Annotated in this window: 14 protein-coding genes; 7 read left to right on the forward strand and 7 right to left on the reverse strand. The window is 32.8% G+C overall.

Features of this window, described 5'->3' with window-relative positions; translation table 11 throughout:
- Positions 1-53: 53 nt before the first annotated feature.
- The 3 genes from miaB to HPY79_01105 all read left to right on the forward strand — a co-directional run bounded on the left by miaB (position 54) and on the right by HPY79_01105 (position 4683).
- Positions 54-1358 carry a tRNA (N6-isopentenyl adenosine(37)-C2)-methylthiotransferase MiaB gene (gene miaB, locus HPY79_01095; protein NSW44412.1) on the forward strand — a complete coding sequence of 435 codons (1305 nt, stop codon included), beginning with the start codon at positions 54-56 and terminating at the stop codon, positions 1356-1358.
- Positions 1359-1369: 11 nt separating this feature from the next.
- The gene (locus HPY79_01100; protein ID NSW44413.1) at positions 1370-1717 is read left to right on the forward strand and encodes a carboxymuconolactone decarboxylase family protein; all 348 of its coding nucleotides are present in this window, start codon (positions 1370-1372) and stop codon (positions 1715-1717) included.
- A 74-nt stretch (positions 1718-1791) separates the two neighbouring features.
- Entirely contained in the window at positions 1792-4683 is a 2892-nt protein-coding gene (locus tag HPY79_01105; GenBank protein NSW44414.1) for a S8 family serine peptidase, read from the forward strand.
- Positions 4684-4735: 52 nt separating this feature from the next.
- On the opposite strand, the gene HPY79_01110 is transcribed toward HPY79_01105, so the two are convergent.
- From HPY79_01110 to HPY79_01125, 4 genes are read right to left on the reverse strand one after another with little or no spacing between them, the layout of a single operon-like run.
- On the reverse strand, positions 4736-6208 hold the full coding sequence (locus HPY79_01110) for a gliding motility-associated C-terminal domain-containing protein (GenBank protein NSW44415.1): 1473 nt from the start codon (positions 6206-6208) through the stop codon (positions 4736-4738).
- A gap of 28 nt (positions 6209-6236) precedes the next feature.
- Positions 6237-7505: an insulinase family protein gene (locus HPY79_01115; GenBank protein ID NSW44416.1), complete on the reverse strand. Its 1269-nt coding sequence runs from the start codon at positions 7503-7505 to the stop codon at positions 6237-6239.
- Complete coding sequence (locus HPY79_01120) at positions 7502-8746, reverse strand: insulinase family protein (GenBank protein ID NSW44417.1); 1245 nt, start codon at positions 8744-8746, stop codon at positions 7502-7504. Before HPY79_01120 ends, HPY79_01115 begins: the two co-directional genes overlap by 4 nt.
- 3 nt (positions 8747-8749) lie before the next feature.
- On the reverse strand, positions 8750-9385 hold the full coding sequence (locus tag HPY79_01125; protein NSW44418.1) for a hypothetical protein: 636 nt from the start codon (positions 9383-9385) through the stop codon (positions 8750-8752).
- Positions 9386-9498: 113 nt separating this feature from the next.
- Here HPY79_01125 and gcvP point away from each other — a divergent pair, with 113 nt between their 5' ends.
- A complete protein-coding gene (gene gcvP / locus HPY79_01130) occupies positions 9499-12381 on the forward strand; it encodes an aminomethyl-transferring glycine dehydrogenase (protein NSW44419.1) in 2883 nt (960 codons plus the stop codon).
- A 338-nt stretch (positions 12382-12719) separates the two neighbouring features.
- Positions 12720-13157 (forward strand): hypothetical protein, encoded by a 438-nt coding sequence (locus HPY79_01135; protein ID NSW44420.1) that lies wholly within the window; start codon positions 12720-12722, stop codon positions 13155-13157.
- Positions 13158-13160: 3 nt separating this feature from the next.
- On the opposite strand, the gene HPY79_01140 is transcribed toward HPY79_01135, so the two are convergent.
- From HPY79_01140 to HPY79_01150, 3 genes are read right to left on the reverse strand one after another with little or no spacing between them, the layout of a single operon-like run.
- Positions 13161-16394, reverse strand: coding sequence for a SpoIIE family protein phosphatase (locus tag HPY79_01140; GenBank protein NSW44421.1), 3234 nt, complete (start codon positions 16392-16394; stop codon positions 13161-13163).
- Between the two features lie 51 nt (positions 16395-16445).
- Positions 16446-16931: a 6,7-dimethyl-8-ribityllumazine synthase gene (locus HPY79_01145; protein ID NSW44422.1), complete on the reverse strand. Its 486-nt coding sequence runs from the start codon at positions 16929-16931 to the stop codon at positions 16446-16448.
- A 4-nt stretch (positions 16932-16935) separates the two neighbouring features.
- Positions 16936-17637, reverse strand: a complete 702-nt coding sequence (locus HPY79_01150; GenBank protein NSW44423.1) for a tetratricopeptide repeat protein — start codon at positions 17635-17637, stop codon at positions 16936-16938.
- A gap of 203 nt (positions 17638-17840) precedes the next feature.
- On the opposite strand from HPY79_01150, the gene HPY79_01155 reads away from it, so the two are divergent.
- Together HPY79_01155 and HPY79_01160 are read left to right on the forward strand one after the other, a co-directional pair.
- Positions 17841-18374, forward strand: coding sequence for a glutathione peroxidase (locus HPY79_01155; GenBank protein NSW44424.1), 534 nt, complete (start codon positions 17841-17843; stop codon positions 18372-18374).
- 18 nt (positions 18375-18392) lie between these two features.
- A complete protein-coding gene (locus HPY79_01160) occupies positions 18393-19022 on the forward strand; it encodes an NAD(P)H-dependent oxidoreductase (protein ID NSW44425.1) in 630 nt (209 codons plus the stop codon).
- Positions 19023-19026 lie beyond the last annotated feature (4 nt).

A 19026-nucleotide genomic window follows, 5' to 3' on the forward strand; every position in this document is an offset into this window, starting at 1 on the left:
TGTTTTTAATGCTATCAAAACATTATTTTTGGAGTCTAATTGTTTTATAGATTATGAAATATTTTATTGAGACTTATGGTTGTCAGATGAATGTTGCCGATAGCGAAGTTGTTTCATCTATTTTAAATCAGCAAGGTTATGTTAAAGCCCAAAAGTTAGAAGAAGCTGATATTATTTTAATTAACACATGCAGTATTCGCGAAAATGCCGAAACAAGAGTAAAAGGACGATTGAGTTTATTTTCGAAATATAAAAATGCCAATCATGCAATAGTTGGAGTTTTGGGATGCATGGCAGAACGTTTAAAAGAAGAACTTATTGCTCATAATAAAACGGTTGATATGGTGGTTGGTCCTGATTCATATCGTTTATTGCCTCAACTTATTGAGCAGGCTCGCTCTGGAAAAAGAATGGTAGAAGCGATGCTTTCAGACGACGAAACTTACGAAGATATTATTCCTGTTCGCTACGATAGTAATGGTGTTTCGACTTTTGTTTCTATCATGCGTGGTTGCCAGAATTTTTGTTCGTATTGTATTGTTCCTTATGTTAGAGGAGTTGAACGAAGTCGATCACCTGAAACAATAATAAATGAAATCAAAGATATTGAACAAAAAAATTACAAAGAGGTTACACTTATTGGACAAAATGTAGATTCTTATCAGTATCATGATGTAAATTTTTCATTATTGCTCGAAAAAGTTGCAAAAACTTTTCCATCTCTTAGAATTCGATTCAGTACCAACCACCCAAAAGATTTAAACGACAATGTATTGCATGTAATGGCTCAATATTCTAATATATGTCATCATATTCACTTGCCTGTACAATCAGGAAGTAATCATATGTTGCAGCTTATGAATAGAGGTTATACGCGCGAGTATTATCTTGAACGTATTGCTGCTATTCGAAAATACATTCCTGATAGTGCTATTTCAACCGATATTATGGTTGGCTTTTGCGACGAAACAGAGCACGATCATGAACAAACACTTTCGCTCATGAGAGAAGTAGGCTACGATTTTGCATTTATGTTTAAATATAGCGAAAGAAGTGGCACCTATGCCGCCAAAAATATGACTGATAATGTGCCAGAAAAGTTAAAAATTAAACGACTTAATGAAGTTATTGCTTTACAAAATGAATTAAGTAAAATTTCAAAACAAAACGACGTAGGAAAAATATATGAAGTATTAATTGAAGGAAAATCGAAAAGGTCTGATAAAGAATTTATGGGAAGAAACTCACAAAACAAAGTGATTGTATTTCCTTCAGAAATAACATTAAAAGTAGGCGATAAAGTTATGGTAAAAGTTGAAAAGTACACCTCGGCAACTCTTATAGGAAAAATTATTTAAAGAAAATAGTTATGAACAAAATAGAAGAATTTAGAACCTTTAGAAAACGTATGAATGAGCGGATATTGGCTGCTGATAATAAAGTTATAAAAAGAATTTACAGTATAGATACACTTACATACGAAGATGGAGCATTGAACAAAAAAACAAAAGAAATGCTTGGATTGGTTAGTTCTTTAGTTTTACGTTGCGATGATTGCGTAAAGTATCATTTAGAGCGTTGTTTCGAGCTTGGAGTTAGCGATGATGAGCTTTTTGAAGTTTTTGCTGTAGGAAATGTAGTAGGCGGTACCATTGTAATTCCTCATATGCGTAGAGCAGTCGAGTATTGGGATGAACTTAAAAATAATCAAAAATAATTTAAGAAAATGTTCAAAAATTGAAAAAAAAATATCTATATTTAACCCAATGTTTAACCTAAAAAAGTTTATTTATGATTAAAAAATTTAAGTTTTTAATGTTGTTATTGGCTTCGATGCTAATATTTGGCATTCAAGCATTTTGGGCTCAAACCATCGATCGTTATGCTTTAGATGGAGCTCTTTATTTTAAATTTAAAGACAATGTTCCAATGAATTTTTCGGTTAAAGCCGGTAAGGTATTGCCCGAAAACATTTCATTTTTGAGCGAACTAAAAGACAAATACGGAATTATTTCCGTCCGCAACACCTTTTGGCAGACTACCGATCCTAAACTTCATCGAATTTTTAAAGTACAATTCGAGAAAAAAGAAATGGTAGAGCAATTTATTCGCGATTTGGCTTCACAACCAGAAGTAGAATATGCCGAAAAAGCACCTTATTTTCCTATTCGTTTTACTCCAAACGATTATGGAACTAATGCGGGTAATAATTGGCATTTAACCAAGATTAGTGCACAACAAGCATGGGACATTACTCATGGAAGTGCAACTGTTAAAGTTGCTGTTGTTGATAATGCTATAGATATTAACCATCCCGATATTGCTCCCAAAGTAGATCAAGCTATAGACTTGGGCGATGGCGACAATGATCCTACGCCTCCCAGTACATCTGATATGGTTTGGTCGCATGGTACTCATACATCTGGACTTGCAGTTGCTGCAACCAATAATGGTGTTGGTATTTCTTCAATTGGCTTCGATTGTAAATTAATAGCTATTAAGGCAGGAGCCGATGCCGATGGTGGTCAAGGTATATCGGCTATGTTCGAAGGTATTACTTGGGCTGCCGACCATGACGCTGATATCATTAGCATGTCGTTTGGCGGACCTTCGTTTTTTCAAACCATGCAAATGATAATCGATTATGCATATAACAAAGGTTGTGTTTTAGTAGCTGCTGCTGGCAATAATGGTGATGGAGCTGAAGATCCCAATAATGTTAATTATGTTGGATATCCTGCTGCATGTAATCATGTAATAGCTGTTGGTGCCACCAATGGTAATGATAAGGCAGCCTCTTTTTCTGAATATGGAACATGGATTGACGTGATGGCACCAGGTGGTTATCAAAATGATGGTGGATTTTTGGATATCCTTTTAAATAATAGCGTTTATAGTACATTTGCTGGTAATAGTTATGGCAAAATGCAAGGAACCTCTATGGCTTGTCCTATTGCAGCTGGATTATGTGCTCTTATGAAATCGGTCGATCCTAATATTTCTGTTGACAGATTAACTTATTTCTTAAAAGCTTCGTGCGATAATATTGAATCATTACAAGATGCCAATCATCAAGGCATGGTAGGAGCCGGACGTATCAATGCTTTTAAAGCTGTTAAAATGGTACAAGATAGCATGCAATCGGTATATGCCAACTTTACTTGTTCTGGTAATTTTATCAATGCGGGTGGATATGTTAATTTTACCGATCAATCTGTTGGTAATATCACTTCTTGGAATTGGCAATTCCCTGGTGGTAACCCTTCATCGTCCACTCAACAAAATCCTCAAAACATTGTTTACAATACTCCAGGTACATATGCTGTAACTTTAGCCGTATCGGATGGTACAAATAGCAGTACAGAAACAAAAACCGCTTATATTACAGTACAAGAACCTGCTAATACTGCATGGATTGAACAAGCTAGTGGCTTTACAACTATGTACAGAGGGGTATATCATATTTCTATTGTTAACGATACTATTGCATGGGCTACTGCTGTTGATGGAACTAATGGTTCACCAGTAAATGAATTTACTAAAACACTTAATGGCGGTAATCTTTGGACACCAGGAACTATTACTGTAAATGGTGCATTGGCTCCAGCAAATATATCTGCTGTAAGTGCTACTAAGGCTTGGGTTGCAGAATATCCTACCAGTGGAGTCGGTGGTAAAGTTTATGCTACTTCTGATGGAGGGGCTACATGGGTAAACCAAAATAACGCATCTATGTTTACTAATTCAGCAAGCTTCTTAAATATTGTTCATTTCTTTAATGAAAACGATGGTTTTTGTATGGGCGATCCCATTAGCGGTAAGTTTGAAATTTATTATACTCACGATGGTGGTGCCACATGGACGGCTGTTGCTAGTGCTAATAATCCTGCTGCTCAAAGTGGTGAAATGGGATGGACTGGAGTTTACGATGCATACAATAATATTGCATGGTTTGGAACGAATAAAGGACGTATTTTTAAAACTACCGATAAAGGAGAAACATGGACTGTATTAACTCCTGGATTAACTGATATTCAAAAGGTAACTTTCAATAATGAAATGAATGGTATTGCTCAACAAATAGTTTACAATACTTCTACAGGGGCAATTACTTCCTTAACTATGAAGAAAACAACAGATGGTGGTGCAACATGGAGTAGCGTTACTCCTGGTGCTAATTTCTGGAAATCTGATATTTGTGCAGTTCCCGATATGCCAGGTAAATATTATTCTGTTGGTACCGATGGTGCTGCTTCTGGTTCTGCAAAATACGGAAGTTCATATTCGTTAGACTTTGGAGCAACTTGGACACCAATTGATACTGGCGTTCAATATATTTGTGTAGAATTTTTGAACGATCAAACCGGATGGGCTGGTGGCTTTAGCACCAATGCAACTACGAGTGGTGTTTTTAAATGGGACGCTCAAACTTCGGTTCAATCTATTCAGCAATTGGTAAATATTAGCATTTATCCTAATCCTGCTTCTGAATATTTAAATGTTGAGTCAACTGAAAATATTCGTTCTATTCAAGTTATCAATCAACTGGGACAAGAAATAATGAGTCAAAATGTGGATAGTTTTAAATCGACACTTTTATTACAACAAATGAATAAAGGTTTGTATTTATTAAAAGTTAATACCGACAAAGGTTCAAATATTTATAAGTTTATAGTAAAATAGATTGATCTTAAAAACAAAAAAGAGGCTGTCTCAAAAGGGCAGCCTCTTTTTATTATGGAAAATAAACGGTTACGCTTCCAACTTTTTCGCGAATACCACCGTCTAATGATTTATATTTTAAATAATAAGTGTACATGCCCGATGGAGCTTTTTGCCCTCCCGATTTTCCATCCCAACCGATTGCAGGATCTTGAGTGCTAAAAACAACATTGCCCCAGCGATCAAAAATTTTAAATACAAAACCATCATGATCAACAAAAGCAGTAGATGGTTTAAATACATCGTTTAATTCATCGCCATTTGGACTAAATGTGTTGGCTATAAAAACTCGAGGAAATTGGTACGCACAGGCAATATTCGATTTGGAATGCCCTCTTATACCGTATGGATTCGATGTGCCTTCGATGTATTCAATATAGTAACAAAATTTATTATTGGTAGTTGGGTTTTGCATTACAATATTTGTTAAGTCGTCAAGATAGGAAGTATTTCCGACTGTTTGAGCGTAAATCAAATTTGAATTATTATCGGTGAGTCTGTAAATATAAACAGAATCGATATTCCCTAACCATGCTTGGTAATGATTCCATTGGAGTAAGTTTTGTACTTCTTCATTTCCTTGAGCAGTTAAAACAATATTACTAGCTATATTCGATTCTAAACGAATATTATTGCATTGATCGAATGAAACTAGTTTGTAATAATAATTATGTTCTGGATTAGCAGTCGGATCGGTATATTCAAAATGAGCTTTACCACATAAATTAAAGGAGGTTATAGAACTATAATTAATGCCATCGGTTGATCGCCACAATTGATACCGGCATATGGTTGCATTAGTGTCGAGCGTAAAACTTACTTTAATTGAATTATTTTCAACCGTTGCAAAATCGGCATTTATAAATGATGGCAAATTAGGTAAGTTTGTAAAGAAGCAAGTTTTATTGGACGATGATGTTTTATAGTCATTGCTAATAGCACGTATAATGTAACAATAAGAGGTATTGTCTTGCACGTCCATATGGTAATATTGATTAGTACTACCATTGACGGTAGCTAATAATTGCCAGTTGCCGAAATCTTGGCTTACAAATATTTGATACTCTTTGACACCTTCGGTCCAATTAATATAACGGTTCCAGTTTAAACGTATAGCAAAATGGCAATTGATGCTATCTTGATAAGGGAAGACATAAATTGAATTATGATAAGCATTGGCAGGAGTCATAGGGCTATAATTACCCGCATGGTCGTATGATGCAATGCGATATAATTCGGGGTGAAAATTACCAGCAGCAGTATTGTCAATATAAGATGTTGCTGGAGCAGGAACATTGGCAATAATTTGCCATAAAGCATTTACCGAACGATATATTATATATCCCGCTACATCGGGAGAGTCGCATGGAAACCATGAAACAATAATACTTCCGGTATTTATATCGTAAACACTTACGCTGTCAATTTTGGGTATATCAGGTGGAATAGTGTCTTGTGCATTGATTTTGAATGCAAAACTAAGCATGAATATTATTAAAAAACTCCCTCTCATATTAACAGAAATTACCAACTATCACTTCGCTATAACCCTCTTTTAAATAACGTTGAGCTATGGATAATATTTCTTCTGGACTTATTGTTTTTAAATGATTTAGATATTGTTCAAAATGTTCCATTCCAAGATTTAGGTCGTCTAATGATTTATAGGCTTCCATAATATTAAAACACCCGTCGAAAGTACGAAGAAATTCTCCCATTAAGTATGAACGTGCCTGCTCTAATTCTTCATTACTTACTTTTTCGGAACAGAATTGATGAATTACTTCATAAATTGCATTAAGTGCATTTTGAGTATGTTTAGAAGCGACTTCGGTTGTAATTACTATGTATCCAGTTTCTTTGAGACTTATTATAAATGCTCCAATACCATATGTATATCCTCTTCGCTCTCTAAGCTCTTGCATAAGTCTTGAACCAAAATAACCTCCTAAAAGGGTAATAGCAATTTGTAAGGCATTAAAATCGGGATGATGTTTTGAAATGGTAAGCTTACCTATTCGAATAGCACTTTGAACGGCATTTTCTTTTTTAATAAAAAGTTTTTGTGAAGTGTTCGGATTAAGTTTTGGTATAAATGGTAAAGTATTGGTAGAATTCGAAAAATAAATACTATTCTCTATGTATTTTAAATGTTCTTCCATTACATCGCCAGAAATAAAAATGCGAGCATTATCTTTATGGTATAGACGTCTATAATGTTCATTGAGTTGCTTTGTAGTAATTATATCAAAGTCGTTGAGTTCGTATAAACGCCCGTAAGGGTGATCGTTGCCGAAAATTAATTGTTTAAAAAATCGGCGTGAAAGTTGGTTTACATTGTTGAGTTCAATTTGAAATTGCTTACGCTTATTGGCTTTAAGTGTATTGAAATCATTTTCATCAAATTTAGGTGAGCTAATTAGTTCTAATAAAATATCCCAGGCTTTATTGAAATGCTTAGATAGGCATATCATTGTAAGGTTTGAATAAATAATGCCATTAGAAGGAACTATTTCAGCGCCTAGAAAATCGATCATTTCTGCTATTTCGGTGGCACTATGTTTATGTGTGCTTTCTATAAGTAACGCATTGGTAAATAATGAAACTAAAGGATTATCGTTATAGGCTTCACCAGCTGAAATTGATAGGTCGAATTTTATAAGAGGTTGACTAGATCCGGTTATTATTGAACAGGGAATATTGGCCAATGAGCATCTCTGAACCTGGGGAATAGGTATGTCGATTATTTTTTTTATGTTTGGTATGATAGAACGGTCTTTCATGCTTTTTCTTTTTGATAATATAATACAATCGATTTGTCTATTATCATTTCGCTGTCAAATATGTTAAAAATAGCTTCTAATGAAACATTAGAATATTTTTCCATTTCATGATTAATAAGTTCAGCATCGCCAATAAATTCATAAAAAGCGAGATTTTCGGCTCTTGACATTAAATTTACAAGCGACGAATAATAATTGGTTTCGTATTTATTTTTGACTTTTGATAATTCGTATTGATTAATAGAATTCCTAGTTTTTTTTATTACTTTCCAGATGGCTGCTTCTGCTTGCTCGAGCGTGTAGTGGTCGTGAATTTTACCTTCAATAATAATAAATCCCTGATCTAACGATCCTGAAATATAACAAGTGATGTCTTGAAAGATATTTTCTTTAACAACAAGTTCTTGATAAAGCCTCGACGATTTGCCATTGCCTAAAATATCTGAAATCATATCGAATGCGTAATAATGAGGATCTTGGCGGTTCGTCATTAAAAATGCTATGTATATGGCAGAAGCAGGCACGTCGCGTTTTACTTGCAAAAAAGTTCGACTTTTTTTAAATGGTTCTTTGGGTAAACTTAACGGCTGAATGTATTGTTTTGGAATATCTTCAAACCATTTTACAACCATTTTTTTTACATTATCTACATCAAAATTTCCAGCAATAGAAAGAATGGCATTATTGGGGGCGTACCATTTTTGGTAAAACTTTTTAACCTCGTCTAAGGTTGCTTGTTCAATATGAGAAGGATCTTTGCCAATAGTTGGCCATTGATACGGATGTTGGGTGTAAATTAGGGGACGCAAAAGCAATGATGTATCACCATATGGTTTGTTTAAATATCGTTGTTTAAATTCTTCAACAACAACTTTACGTTGTGTCGAAAGTGATTTTTCGTTGATATTAAGCAGAAACATACGATCGGCTTCAAGCCAAAGAGCGGTTTCAATATTTGTGGCTGGTAGATTAATATAATAATTTGTAAAATCGGTATTAGTAAAAGCATTATTTTCGCCACTTGCTTGTTCTACAATACTATCGTATTCGGGAGCATTTTGTGAGCCGCTAAACATTAAATGTTCAAATAAATGAGCAAAGCCTGTGCGTTGAGGGTTTTCATTGCGTGAGCCAACTTTATATAGAATATTTACAACAGCCAGTGGAGTGTTTTTATCTTGATGCAAAAGAACGGTTAATCCATTAGTTAAAAGTAAACGTTCAAAAATAATTTTACTCATAGTTTATTTAACAACCTGATTGATGATAATAGCACTAGCAACTCCTAATCCTAAACCAATAAGTCCGCCTTTAATGGTATTGTTAATCCGTTTTTGAGTTGCTACCTCGCGATATCCTGCAATAAAATAATTGTCGTCTTTATGTTCAGGATATTTTTCGATTACTTTTTTTTCTTTGTAATTAAACAATCCGACAATAGTAGAATTGGCTGCTGGTACAAGCGGAGCAAAAAAAACATTCAATCCGAGTAATGAAGGTACTGCATATATTGAACCTGTTCCTGTAATAATACCCGAAACGGTTGAAAATGGTGAATGATAGTTTTCATGAGCTATAAATTCACCTCTGATAAAACTGCGCATTTGTTCGACAGTAAAATACGTTTTGCCAATTGTAGTTGATTCGAAAAAAACTTTTTCTTTATTTTTTGAGTCAACGATTGAAAATACATATTCTAAACCAATTTGTTTTTTCTTATTTCGTTTGTTTATGTATGTTAAAATACCATCTTCAACATTAATGGTATATTGTGAACTTATTAATCGTTCACCGCTAAGAAACCAAATGGTGTCTTCTTGTGCATAAGAGGTTAAATTGTATAACCACACAAAAAAAGTTAATAAAACAAATAGTTTCATATAAATAATATTAAAATTCATTTTTACTGAGTTAGAGTTAGGAAATTTTTTATATATATTTTATACCTTTACCGCATAAAATAATTTGTAAAACTAATAATTTTTTATAAAATATGGAAATAGATGTATTTGAATCTCGTCATTTAGGACCTCGTTCAACAGAGGTTGAAGAAATGTGTAAAACAATAGGAGTAAGTAATTTAGATGAACTTATAAGCAAAGTTGTACCAACAAATATTTTACGTAAAAGTAAATTAAATCTTCCTCCTGCAATAAATGAAACCGAATATTTAAAACGTATAAAAAAAGTTGCTGGAAAAAATAAAATGTACCGTACTTTCATTGGTATGGGTTATTACGGAACTCACATGCCAGCCGTTATTCAACGCAATATTTTAGAAAACCCTAGTTGGTACACTTCGTACACTCCTTATCAGGCAGAAATTTCGCAAGGTCGTTTAGAAGCCCTTTTGAACTTTCAAACAGTTATAATTGAGCTAACAAAGATGGAGATAGCGAATGCGTCTCTTTTAGATGAAGCAACCGCTGGAGCTGAAGCTATGATTATGATGTATAATAGCCGTTCTCGCGATGCTGTTAAACGCAATGCCAATAAAATTTTTGTAGATAAAAATATTTTTCCACAAACTCTTGCTGTTATTAAAACGCGTGCAGTTCCTTTTGAAATAGAGGTTGTTACAGGAAATTTTAATGAAGTAAACACAGATGATACATTTTTTGGTGCCATAGTACAATACCCTGCTGCCGATGGTTCTATTCCTTCTTACGAAACATTTGCAAAACAATTGCACGAAAAAGGTCAAATGTTAGCAGTGGCAGCTGATATTTTAAGCCTAACTCTTTTAACTCCTCCAGGTGATTGGGGAGCTGATATCGTATTTGGCTCAACCCAACGTTTTGGTATTCCTATGGGGTTTGGTGGTCCTCATGCTGCCTATTTTGCTTCGAAAGAAGAATTTAAACGCAATATGCCTGGACGCATTATTGGTGTCTCAAAAGATGCTAAAGGGCGTCCTGCATTGCGTATGGCATTGCAAACAAGAGAACAACATATAAAACGTGAGCGAGCAACTTCTAATATTTGTACAGCACAGGCATTATTAGCTACGATGGCTGGTATGTATGTAGTATATCATGGATACGAAGGTATTAAGAATATCGCTTTGAATATTCATTCACTTACTGCTACTTTAAGAGAACAATTGCTTGCATTAGGTTATACCACTAATGAAACATTTTTCGATACTTTAACCATTCAACTACCCCCAAATGTAAAGGCAGAACAAATTAAGGAAATGGCATTAGCTAAAGAAATAAATTTAGCTTATATAAACGATGCTACCATACGTTTGTCGTTAGATGAAATTACAACCATTGATGATGTAAATGACTTAGTAGATATTTTTGCAAGCGTTCAAAATAAAGCAAAAACTAATTATAGCCTATCTTCAAAATTGTATATTCCATCGTTAAGAAGCGATAAAATATTAAATCAAAATGTATTTAATGCATATCGTTCCGAAACCGAGATGATGCGTTACATTAAGAAATTGGAACGAAAAGATATTTCACTTACTCACAGTATGATTTCGCTTGGTTCGTGTACAATGAAATTGAATGCTGCATCCGAAATGCTTGCTTTAAGTTTTCCCGAATTTGGCAATATTCACCCATTTGTTCCCAAAGACCAAGCAGACGGTTATTATCAAATTATTGATGAGTTAGGTAATTATTTAAAAGAAATTACTGGTTTTGATGCTATAAGTTTTCAGCCAAATTCTGGTGCTGCAGGTGAGTATGCAGGTTTAATGGTTATTCGCAAATATCATGAAAAACAAGGAAATCGTCATAGAACCGTGATGTTGATACCTTCATCAGCTCATGGAACTAACCCTGCAAGTGCCGCCATGGCGGGTATGGATATTGTGGTTGTTAATTGCGATAAAATGGGAAATATTGACGTAACAGACCTTAAAACTAAAGCCGAACAATACAAAGATAAATTAGCTGGTTTAATGGTTACTTACCCCTCGACTCATGGTGTTTTCGAAGAGGCTATAAAAGACATAACTCATATTGTCCATGAAAACGGTGGTCTAGTGTATATGGATGGTGCTAATATGAATGCACAGGTTGGTTTAACAAGTCCAGCCGATATTGATGCTGATGTTTGCCATCTTAATTTACACAAAACATTTGCTATCCCTCATGGTGGCGGTGGACCAGGAGTTGGACCCATATTAGTTCGCAAAGAATTAGCTGAATTTTTACCACAACACCCCATAATTGAAACGGGTGGTAAAAATGGTGTCGAAGCTGTTGCTGCTGCTCCATTTGGAAGTCCATTAGTATTGCTTATTTCACATGCATATATAACTATGATGGGACCTGAGGGCTTAACCAATGCTACCAAATATGCTATTTTGAATGCAAATTATTTAGCTGCTCGCCTTAAAAAGTATTACGATATTTTATATACTGGTACAAGTGGCTTTAACGCTCATGAAATGATATTAGATTGCCATAAGTTTAAAGATATAGCTCATGTTACTGAGATCGACATTGCCAAACGACTTATGGATTATGGTTACCATGCGCCAACGGTATCGTTTCCAGTGCATAGTACTTTAATGGTTGAACCTACCGAAAGTGAGTCAAAACAAGAACTCGATCGTTTTATTGATGCTATGATCAATATTTATCATGAAATAATGGAAATTAAAGATGGAAAATATAATTTCGAAGACAATGTTTTAGTTAATGCACCACACCCAGCCGAAGATATCATTTCCGATGATTGGAATCATAGCTATTCACGTAATAAAGCAGCATATCCATTGACTTGGGTTAAAGAAAATAAATTTTTCCCCGCCATTGCTCGCATAGACGATGCATATGGTGATCGCAACTTAGTATGTACTTGCACACCGATTGAAGAATATAAATTATCAAAATTAGAATTTTCGACTATATAAAAGCATCGTTAGTCAAAATTATTTTTTTATTTAAAATTTGAAATTCTACCACATAATTGGGCGTCAGAAAATATCTGACGCTTTTTTTTTGGAAACTAATTTTAATATTAACCGTAAAAATACTTGACATGTATTAGAAAAAATACTTAATTTGCATTATGAATTTTTTATTGTCTTATATTGAAAAGCATAAGTCAAAAAATTATTATAAAAATTATTATTATAAAAATAGTTTTTATAATTTCGATTTTTTTGAGCGATATACTCAAATAAAATCTTTTGATAATCAATTTTATTATAATCAGCTAATTTTTTTTAAAGGCAAAATTGCCTTTAACATGTCTATTAAAGAAGTTCAAGAATATATAGGTAAACCTAGATTTACGAGTCAATATGATAATATTTACAATTATAATATTTTACACTATAAAAATTCAATTCAGTTATTAAAAAACCGTTCGCAATTACATTTTTACAATCATACTTTTTTCTATGGCATACAAATATTTCCTTATTTAACTACCAATCAGAAGGATGAAATTTTTAAGTTATTGGAAATTAAATATGCACTTCCTATAAATGTTGAATTGCCTTTAAAGATAGTTGATCTCGATAATAACATATTATTTGTTTCTAATAATGTTTATTTAACACTTGAATATATTTCTGGTAATACTCAATTACTGCAAAATTTGCAATTTGAATATGCCAATTGGCAAAAAAATAAAGAAAAACACGAGAAAGAAAAAATTCAGATATTATTAGAATCATTGTAAGCATTAAATAATTTCGACACCTATCACCGTGATATCGTCAACCTGATCGAAATTTTTTTTCCATTCATTTAAAAAAGCGAGCATAGATTCGTGTTGTTGTTTCATTCGAAGCATAGAGGTGTTAATTAAAAGCTGTTTAAAGTTCTTGTACATTAGTTTTTTACCTTTATCGCCGCCAAACTGATCGGCAAAGCCATCTGAAAAGGCATAGATTCTATCCCTCTTATTTAACTGAAATTCTTGAGGTGTAAATTTGTCCATTTTATCGTATATAGAGATAGGCATTTTGTCGGGCTTTAATTCGAATAAATGAAATTGATTGGAATCATGGTTTATGGGTCTAATTATATAAATAGGATTATTGGCTCCTGCATATTGCAGTAAAAGTGAGTCGAGATGAATGCTTACAACAGCCATGTCCATTCCATCTTTTAATTCGCCGACTTCAGTAGATTGTCGAAGCGTTTTTACAATATCTTTCCTCAATCGACGCAGAATTACTGCCGGATATGTAATAAATTCTTTATTTACGATTTCGTTAAGCATCGATATGCCTAACATACTCATAAATGCTCCAGGTACTCCATGTCCCGTACAATCGGCAACTGTTAGTACTAATGTGTTTTCGTGTTTCATGTGGGTCCACCAGTAAAAATCTCCACTTACTTTATCGCGTGGCATAAAGAGTATAAAATGATCGTTAAAATATTTTGAGAGTGTTTTTTCATCTGGTAAAATAGCTTTTTGTATATTTTGTGCATACTCTATGCTTTGATTTAAAACGTGGTATATTTCTTCGATTTTTTCTTTTTGTTTTAGAATTTCAGTTGTACGTTCTTTGACCTGTTTTTCAAGTTCAATATGTTTTTTACGTAAAGATAAAGTTCTTATGCGATAGGCATAATAAAGACTAAAAATAAAAAGAATAGCAATTAAAAGTCTAAACCACCAAGTTGTCCAAAATGGAGGTACAATTTCAAATGAATATACAATTTCATTTTTTGTCCATAATCCCTCATCGTTAGATGCTTTAAGTTTAAATGTATATTTTCCTGGTTCTAAATTAGAATAAATAGCTTGTCGGCTAGATGTAGATGGATTCCATTTTTTATCAAATCCTTCAAGTATCCATGAGTAGGTAACTTTTTTAGGGTTTTTGTAGCTAATTCCTACAAATTCGAATGTTATATGATTGTTTTTAAAAGATAACTTTAGATTTTCGGGAATATGATACCACGAGGTAGTTTTAAAATGATATTTATTCCAGTTTGTTTTTTTTGAAAAAAGTTTTATGTCGGTGATGTGCGTAATGGGTGGAACACTATTGATAATATCTTCGTTATAGCTATATTTTAAGAGCCCATTATTAGTAGCAAACCATAAATTATCGCGATGGTCCATAATAGAACCGTTGAGATTCATTTCTAATGTTTGTAGACCGTCGTCGGTATCGTAGTGTCGAATTACAATTTGATGATTTTTATTGTAGGGATATAATATCATTTTATCGAGTCCTAAATTAGTTCCAATCCATAAATTACAATGATTATCGGCTTGTAAAAAATAAACTAGCTTTGAAGAAAGTCCATGCGATTCATTTAGCCATACAGGATTTTTTGTGCTAATATTCATTACACCATCGGTTTGCGATGCAATCCAAATATCTCTAAAGCAATCTTCGCATATAGAAGCGATTATTTTATTTTTTAAATGATTTTCTAACACAGAATAAAATTTACCATTGCGTTTAACAAAAACTCCTTTGTTGCGTGTAGTAACCCATAATTCTTTTTTTGAAGAGAAAAGTAGCTTTTGCACAAAAACTTGACCGGTATCTCCTTCGAATAATGGGTAATGAATAGGGTCTAATTTATTAGGTAAACAAAAATATAATCCTTTGCTCGAAGCAATCCAAATAGTATCGTTATGGTCTTTAATAATGTCGTCTATTCTTGTTTCGCCTTGGTTAAGTTTTATTTTTAGCTGTTCAAATGTCCATGTATTTATTTTAGGGTTATAATTAGCCATGCATAGCCCATGTTTAGCCGTACCTAAGAGCATTTTGTATTTATTAATTTCAAAAATTTTTCCTATAAATAAATCGGGTAAGCCTTCTTTTAAGCCAAAGCGTTGTATAATAGTATCTTTAGAAATAATTGAAAGTCCTTCGCCAATGGTACCAGCCCAAATACGATGTTCGGAATCTTCGGTAACGCCCCATATTTTGTTGCCTATCATTCCGTTTTTAGTGTGATAATTAATAAAACTTTCACCTCTTAATATGCTTAATCCACCAAAAGAACTGCACCATACATTATTTTCATGATCAATGAATAGGGAGGTAGGATCGTTTATGAGCCCATTCTTTTTTCCAATTTTTCTAAAATAATCGGGGTTTGATAACTTTAAACATATTAAATAACTTTCTGATTCACCTTTCCATTTTGCTATTGCCCAAATTTTAAATTTGCTTATTTTTATTTTAAGGATAGATGCGTTTTGGGTAAAATATTTTCTGAATGGTTTTAAAGATAAGTTGTTAAATAAAAAAAAACCTTTATTGGTTCCAATTAGAATTTCGTTATTATCGAGTTCACATGCCGAAAACACTCGAATAGAATCTGGCATTATAATTTTATTCATTCTTTTATTATGAAACCAAAATAATGATCCACCATAACCAATGAAAGTTCCGATATTTTTTGTTTGTAGTACGAAATTATTTAAATCGCGTTGTTGAAAAATACTTATTTCGTTTTTATGTCCTAAATTGTATGGTAAATGCTTGAATTTAATAATATTATTTACCAGTGTTGCTATATTTAACCCACTATCGGTCAGTATCCACATAAGGTTGTTATTGGCTTTTTCTAATGCCAGCACAGTTTTCCCAAGTTTGGGGTCTTGGCACGATAAAAAATGATCGCCATTGAAAACATTTATTCCTTGTGACGAACCAATCCATATATTGCCGCTAAAGTCTTCGGATACGGATAATAATCTTGAATAATTTAATCCAAATTTAGACGTGTAGTTCAAAAATTCAACTCCATTAAATTTAGATAGACCACCTCCTGTTGCTAACCATACATTTCCTTTACTATCTTGAATAATATCGTTAACAAATTCGTGTAATAATCCGTCTTCAATAGTATAGTGTTTAAAATTATAATTTTGAGCAATAATATTTTTTGTGCTAACAAAGACTAAAAATACTATTACAATAATTCTAAACACAATATGAATTTTAATTACATAAAATTAAAAAAATACCTTTTGTAAAAAAAATTAAAACTGATTATTTTTTCTAATCCAAGCCATTTTAATAGCAGTTTCGGCACATTCGCTACCCTTGTTACCATATTTGCCTCCGGCTCGCTCGAGTGCTTGTTGTTGATTTAAAGTTGTTAAAACTCCAAAAATAAAAGGGATGTCGTATTGCAGATTAAGTTCGGTAACTCCTTGCGTAACACTATTGCAAACGTAGTCGAAATGTCGTGTTTCGCCTTGTACAACACATCCCAGCATAATAATAGCATCGTATTTCATTGTATTAGCAAGCCATTGTGCAGCTTTAGTAAGTTCAACACTGCCCGGTACCTTCACTACTGTAATATTTGATTTTTTTACTTTAGCTTTTTTTAAAGTTTCGAGTGCTCCTTTTAATAAGGATTCGGTTACTTCGGGATTCCATTCGGCAACTGCTATTCCAAATGAAAAAGGAGAACCATTAAGTAGTTCTCCTTTTTTGTCTTTTTTTAAATATGTAGCCATTTTTTTAAAGTTCGTCTTTATTTAACTTTATTTTAGCACGCGTAATATATTTTTCTATTTTGCGTCCTTCATTGGTTCGGTTATATTCCTTTTCAATATATTCGTATATTTCTAATGCTTTATCCCATTTTTCTTGTTTTTCATAAACAAAGCCTAATTTCATTAAATAAAATGGTGATGAAAATTGATTGGGTTTATCGTATGCAGCTTTTTTGTAATTTGAGATAGCATCATCGAGTTTTCCGCTTTCTAAGTAAGCATCGCCCAAAGCACCTTTTGCAGCGGTGTAAAGCAATGGATCGTCGGTGTTATAGTCAGATAAATATTTTATAGCATTATCAAATTGTCCTAAATGTAAATAGCATACACCTGCATAATAGTTTGCTAAATTGCCAGCATTGGTAGAACTATAATCTTCAATTATTTTTATAAAGCCAGGGTATTGACCATCGCCATTAAGAGCTAACTTAAAGGAATCTTTTGCAAAATAATTTTCGGCCATAAACATTTCTTGATGTGCTTCGTCTTCTAAAGGTGCCAAATAACTTTTCTTATATATAAAGTATAAGGCTATAATAATAACTAAACCCGCTACTACATATGTAATACTTTTTTTATTTTTATCTATAAATTGTTCGGTTTTTGAAAGGGTGCTTTCTTCGGTTTCAAGTTCCTTATTTTCAATGCTTTTATTGTTTTCTTCCATATTCAAAATGATTCTTTTTTTTGAAGTTGCAAACGTACTTATTTTTTGACAAATTTACAAATTTATGTGAGCATATATTGAAAAAAACTTTATACTTTTTGAAAGTACAATAAAAAGATGTTAAAAATATATAAATGTAATGAAAGATATTTGTATTTAGAATAATTCTAAATAAATTTGTAAAAATCGAAAAAATTAAAAGTATGAAACTAGCAATTCTTATTATAGGGGTAATTTTTATAAATACTTCTAATAGTCAAACAACTATTTATGATTTTACTGTTAATGATATTAATGGTAAAACTTTTAAATTTAATGATTTAAAAGGCAAAAAAATAATGATAGTTAACGTAGCGAGCAAGTGTGGATTTACGCCACAATATGAGCAACTACAAGCCTTGTATGATAAATATAAGGATAAAAATTTTTTAGTTATAGGATTTCCTGCCAATAATTTTCTAAATCAGGAGCCTGGGACAGCCGAAGAAATTAAAGCCTTTTGTTCAACTAAATATGGGGTAACTTTTCCATTGATGGAAAAAATTAGTGTAAAAGGTAAAGATATGCACCCTATATATCAGTGGTTGACACAAAAAGAAAAAAACGGACTAATAGATGCTCCTGTTCAATGGAATTTTCAGAAATTTCTTATCAATGAAAAGGGGCAGATAGATCAAGTGCTTGCACCTCGTGAAAGTCCTATGAGTGAAAAAGTTATTAATTGGATTGAACATTAATTTTAAAAACACTTTGTTATGAATATATTAATTGTAAAGTACCTGCCTGCAAGAGAATTTTCGAATACTGCCATTCTTTTAAATTGTGCAAAACAGCAAATAAATGGTAGTCATCAAATTGAAGAATTAGATTTAGAGACAGTTCCTCCGCCTTATTTTGATTATGGTATATTGATGAATTATTATCGTAGAAACTATCAGGGCAAGGAATTATCTAAAGACGAAAGTAGTAAAATGCTTGCTATGGACAAGTTAGTGTCGCAGCTTAAAAGAGCCGATGTGGTTATATTAGCTTCGCCTATGCATAATTTTGGAATGCCTGGAATTGTGAAGCTTTGGTTTGATGCTGTTATGCAAAAAGGTGTGGCATTTGACTACGGCGAAAAAGGACCAATAGGTTTATTCAAAAATAAAAAAGCTTTAACTATTTTTACAAGTGGTGGCGAATATTCCAATTGTCAAGTAAGTTTAAACTACCCCGAATGGGATACTTATACCTTTTTGTCAAAAATTGAATTTAAATTCATGGGATTTAGTCAAGTTGAAGTAGTATCGGCTGCGGTAGCTAATCCACATAATAAAGATAAAAATATATTTGCTGCTAAAAACAAAATAATGCAAATATTAAAAGACTGGAAGCTAAATTAATAAT

Source organism: Bacteroidales bacterium (assembly GCA_013314715.1).
In the GTDB taxonomy this organism is placed as follows: domain Bacteria; phylum Bacteroidota; class Bacteroidia; order Bacteroidales; family GWA2-32-17; genus Ch61.

What these genes read in the sequence shown, in the direction of transcription:
- HPY79_01145 (NSW44422.1), bottom strand. Translation starts at nt 16,931, where the DNA reads ATGGCTACATATTTAAAAAAAGACAAAAAAGGAGAACTACTTAATGGT.
- HPY79_01100 (NSW44413.1), top strand. Translation starts at nt 1,370, where the DNA reads ATGAACAAAATAGAAGAATTTAGAACCTTTAGAAAACGTATGAATGAG.
- gcvP (NSW44419.1), top strand. Translation starts at nt 9,499, where the DNA reads ATGGAAATAGATGTATTTGAATCTCGTCATTTAGGACCTCGTTCAACA.
- HPY79_01160 (NSW44425.1), top strand. Translation starts at nt 18,393, where the DNA reads ATGAATATATTAATTGTAAAGTACCTGCCTGCAAGAGAATTTTCGAAT.
- HPY79_01135 (NSW44420.1), top strand. Translation starts at nt 12,720, where the DNA reads ATGTCTATTAAAGAAGTTCAAGAATATATAGGTAAACCTAGATTTACG.
- HPY79_01110 (NSW44415.1), bottom strand. Translation starts at nt 6,208, where the DNA reads ATGCTTAGTTTTGCATTCAAAATCAATGCACAAGACACTATTCCACCT.
- HPY79_01115 (NSW44416.1), bottom strand. Translation starts at nt 7,505, where the DNA reads ATGAAAGACCGTTCTATCATACCAAACATAAAAAAAATAATCGACATA.
- HPY79_01150 (NSW44423.1), bottom strand. Translation starts at nt 17,637, where the DNA reads ATGGAAGAAAACAATAAAAGCATTGAAAATAAGGAACTTGAAACCGAA.
- miaB (NSW44412.1), top strand. Translation starts at nt 54, where the DNA reads ATGAAATATTTTATTGAGACTTATGGTTGTCAGATGAATGTTGCCGAT.
- HPY79_01125 (NSW44418.1), bottom strand. Translation starts at nt 9,385, where the DNA reads ATGAAACTATTTGTTTTATTAACTTTTTTTGTGTGGTTATACAATTTA.
- HPY79_01155 (NSW44424.1), top strand. Translation starts at nt 17,841, where the DNA reads ATGAAACTAGCAATTCTTATTATAGGGGTAATTTTTATAAATACTTCT.
- HPY79_01105 (NSW44414.1), top strand. Translation starts at nt 1,792, where the DNA reads ATGATTAAAAAATTTAAGTTTTTAATGTTGTTATTGGCTTCGATGCTA.
- HPY79_01120 (NSW44417.1), bottom strand. Translation starts at nt 8,746, where the DNA reads ATGAGTAAAATTATTTTTGAACGTTTACTTTTAACTAATGGATTAACC.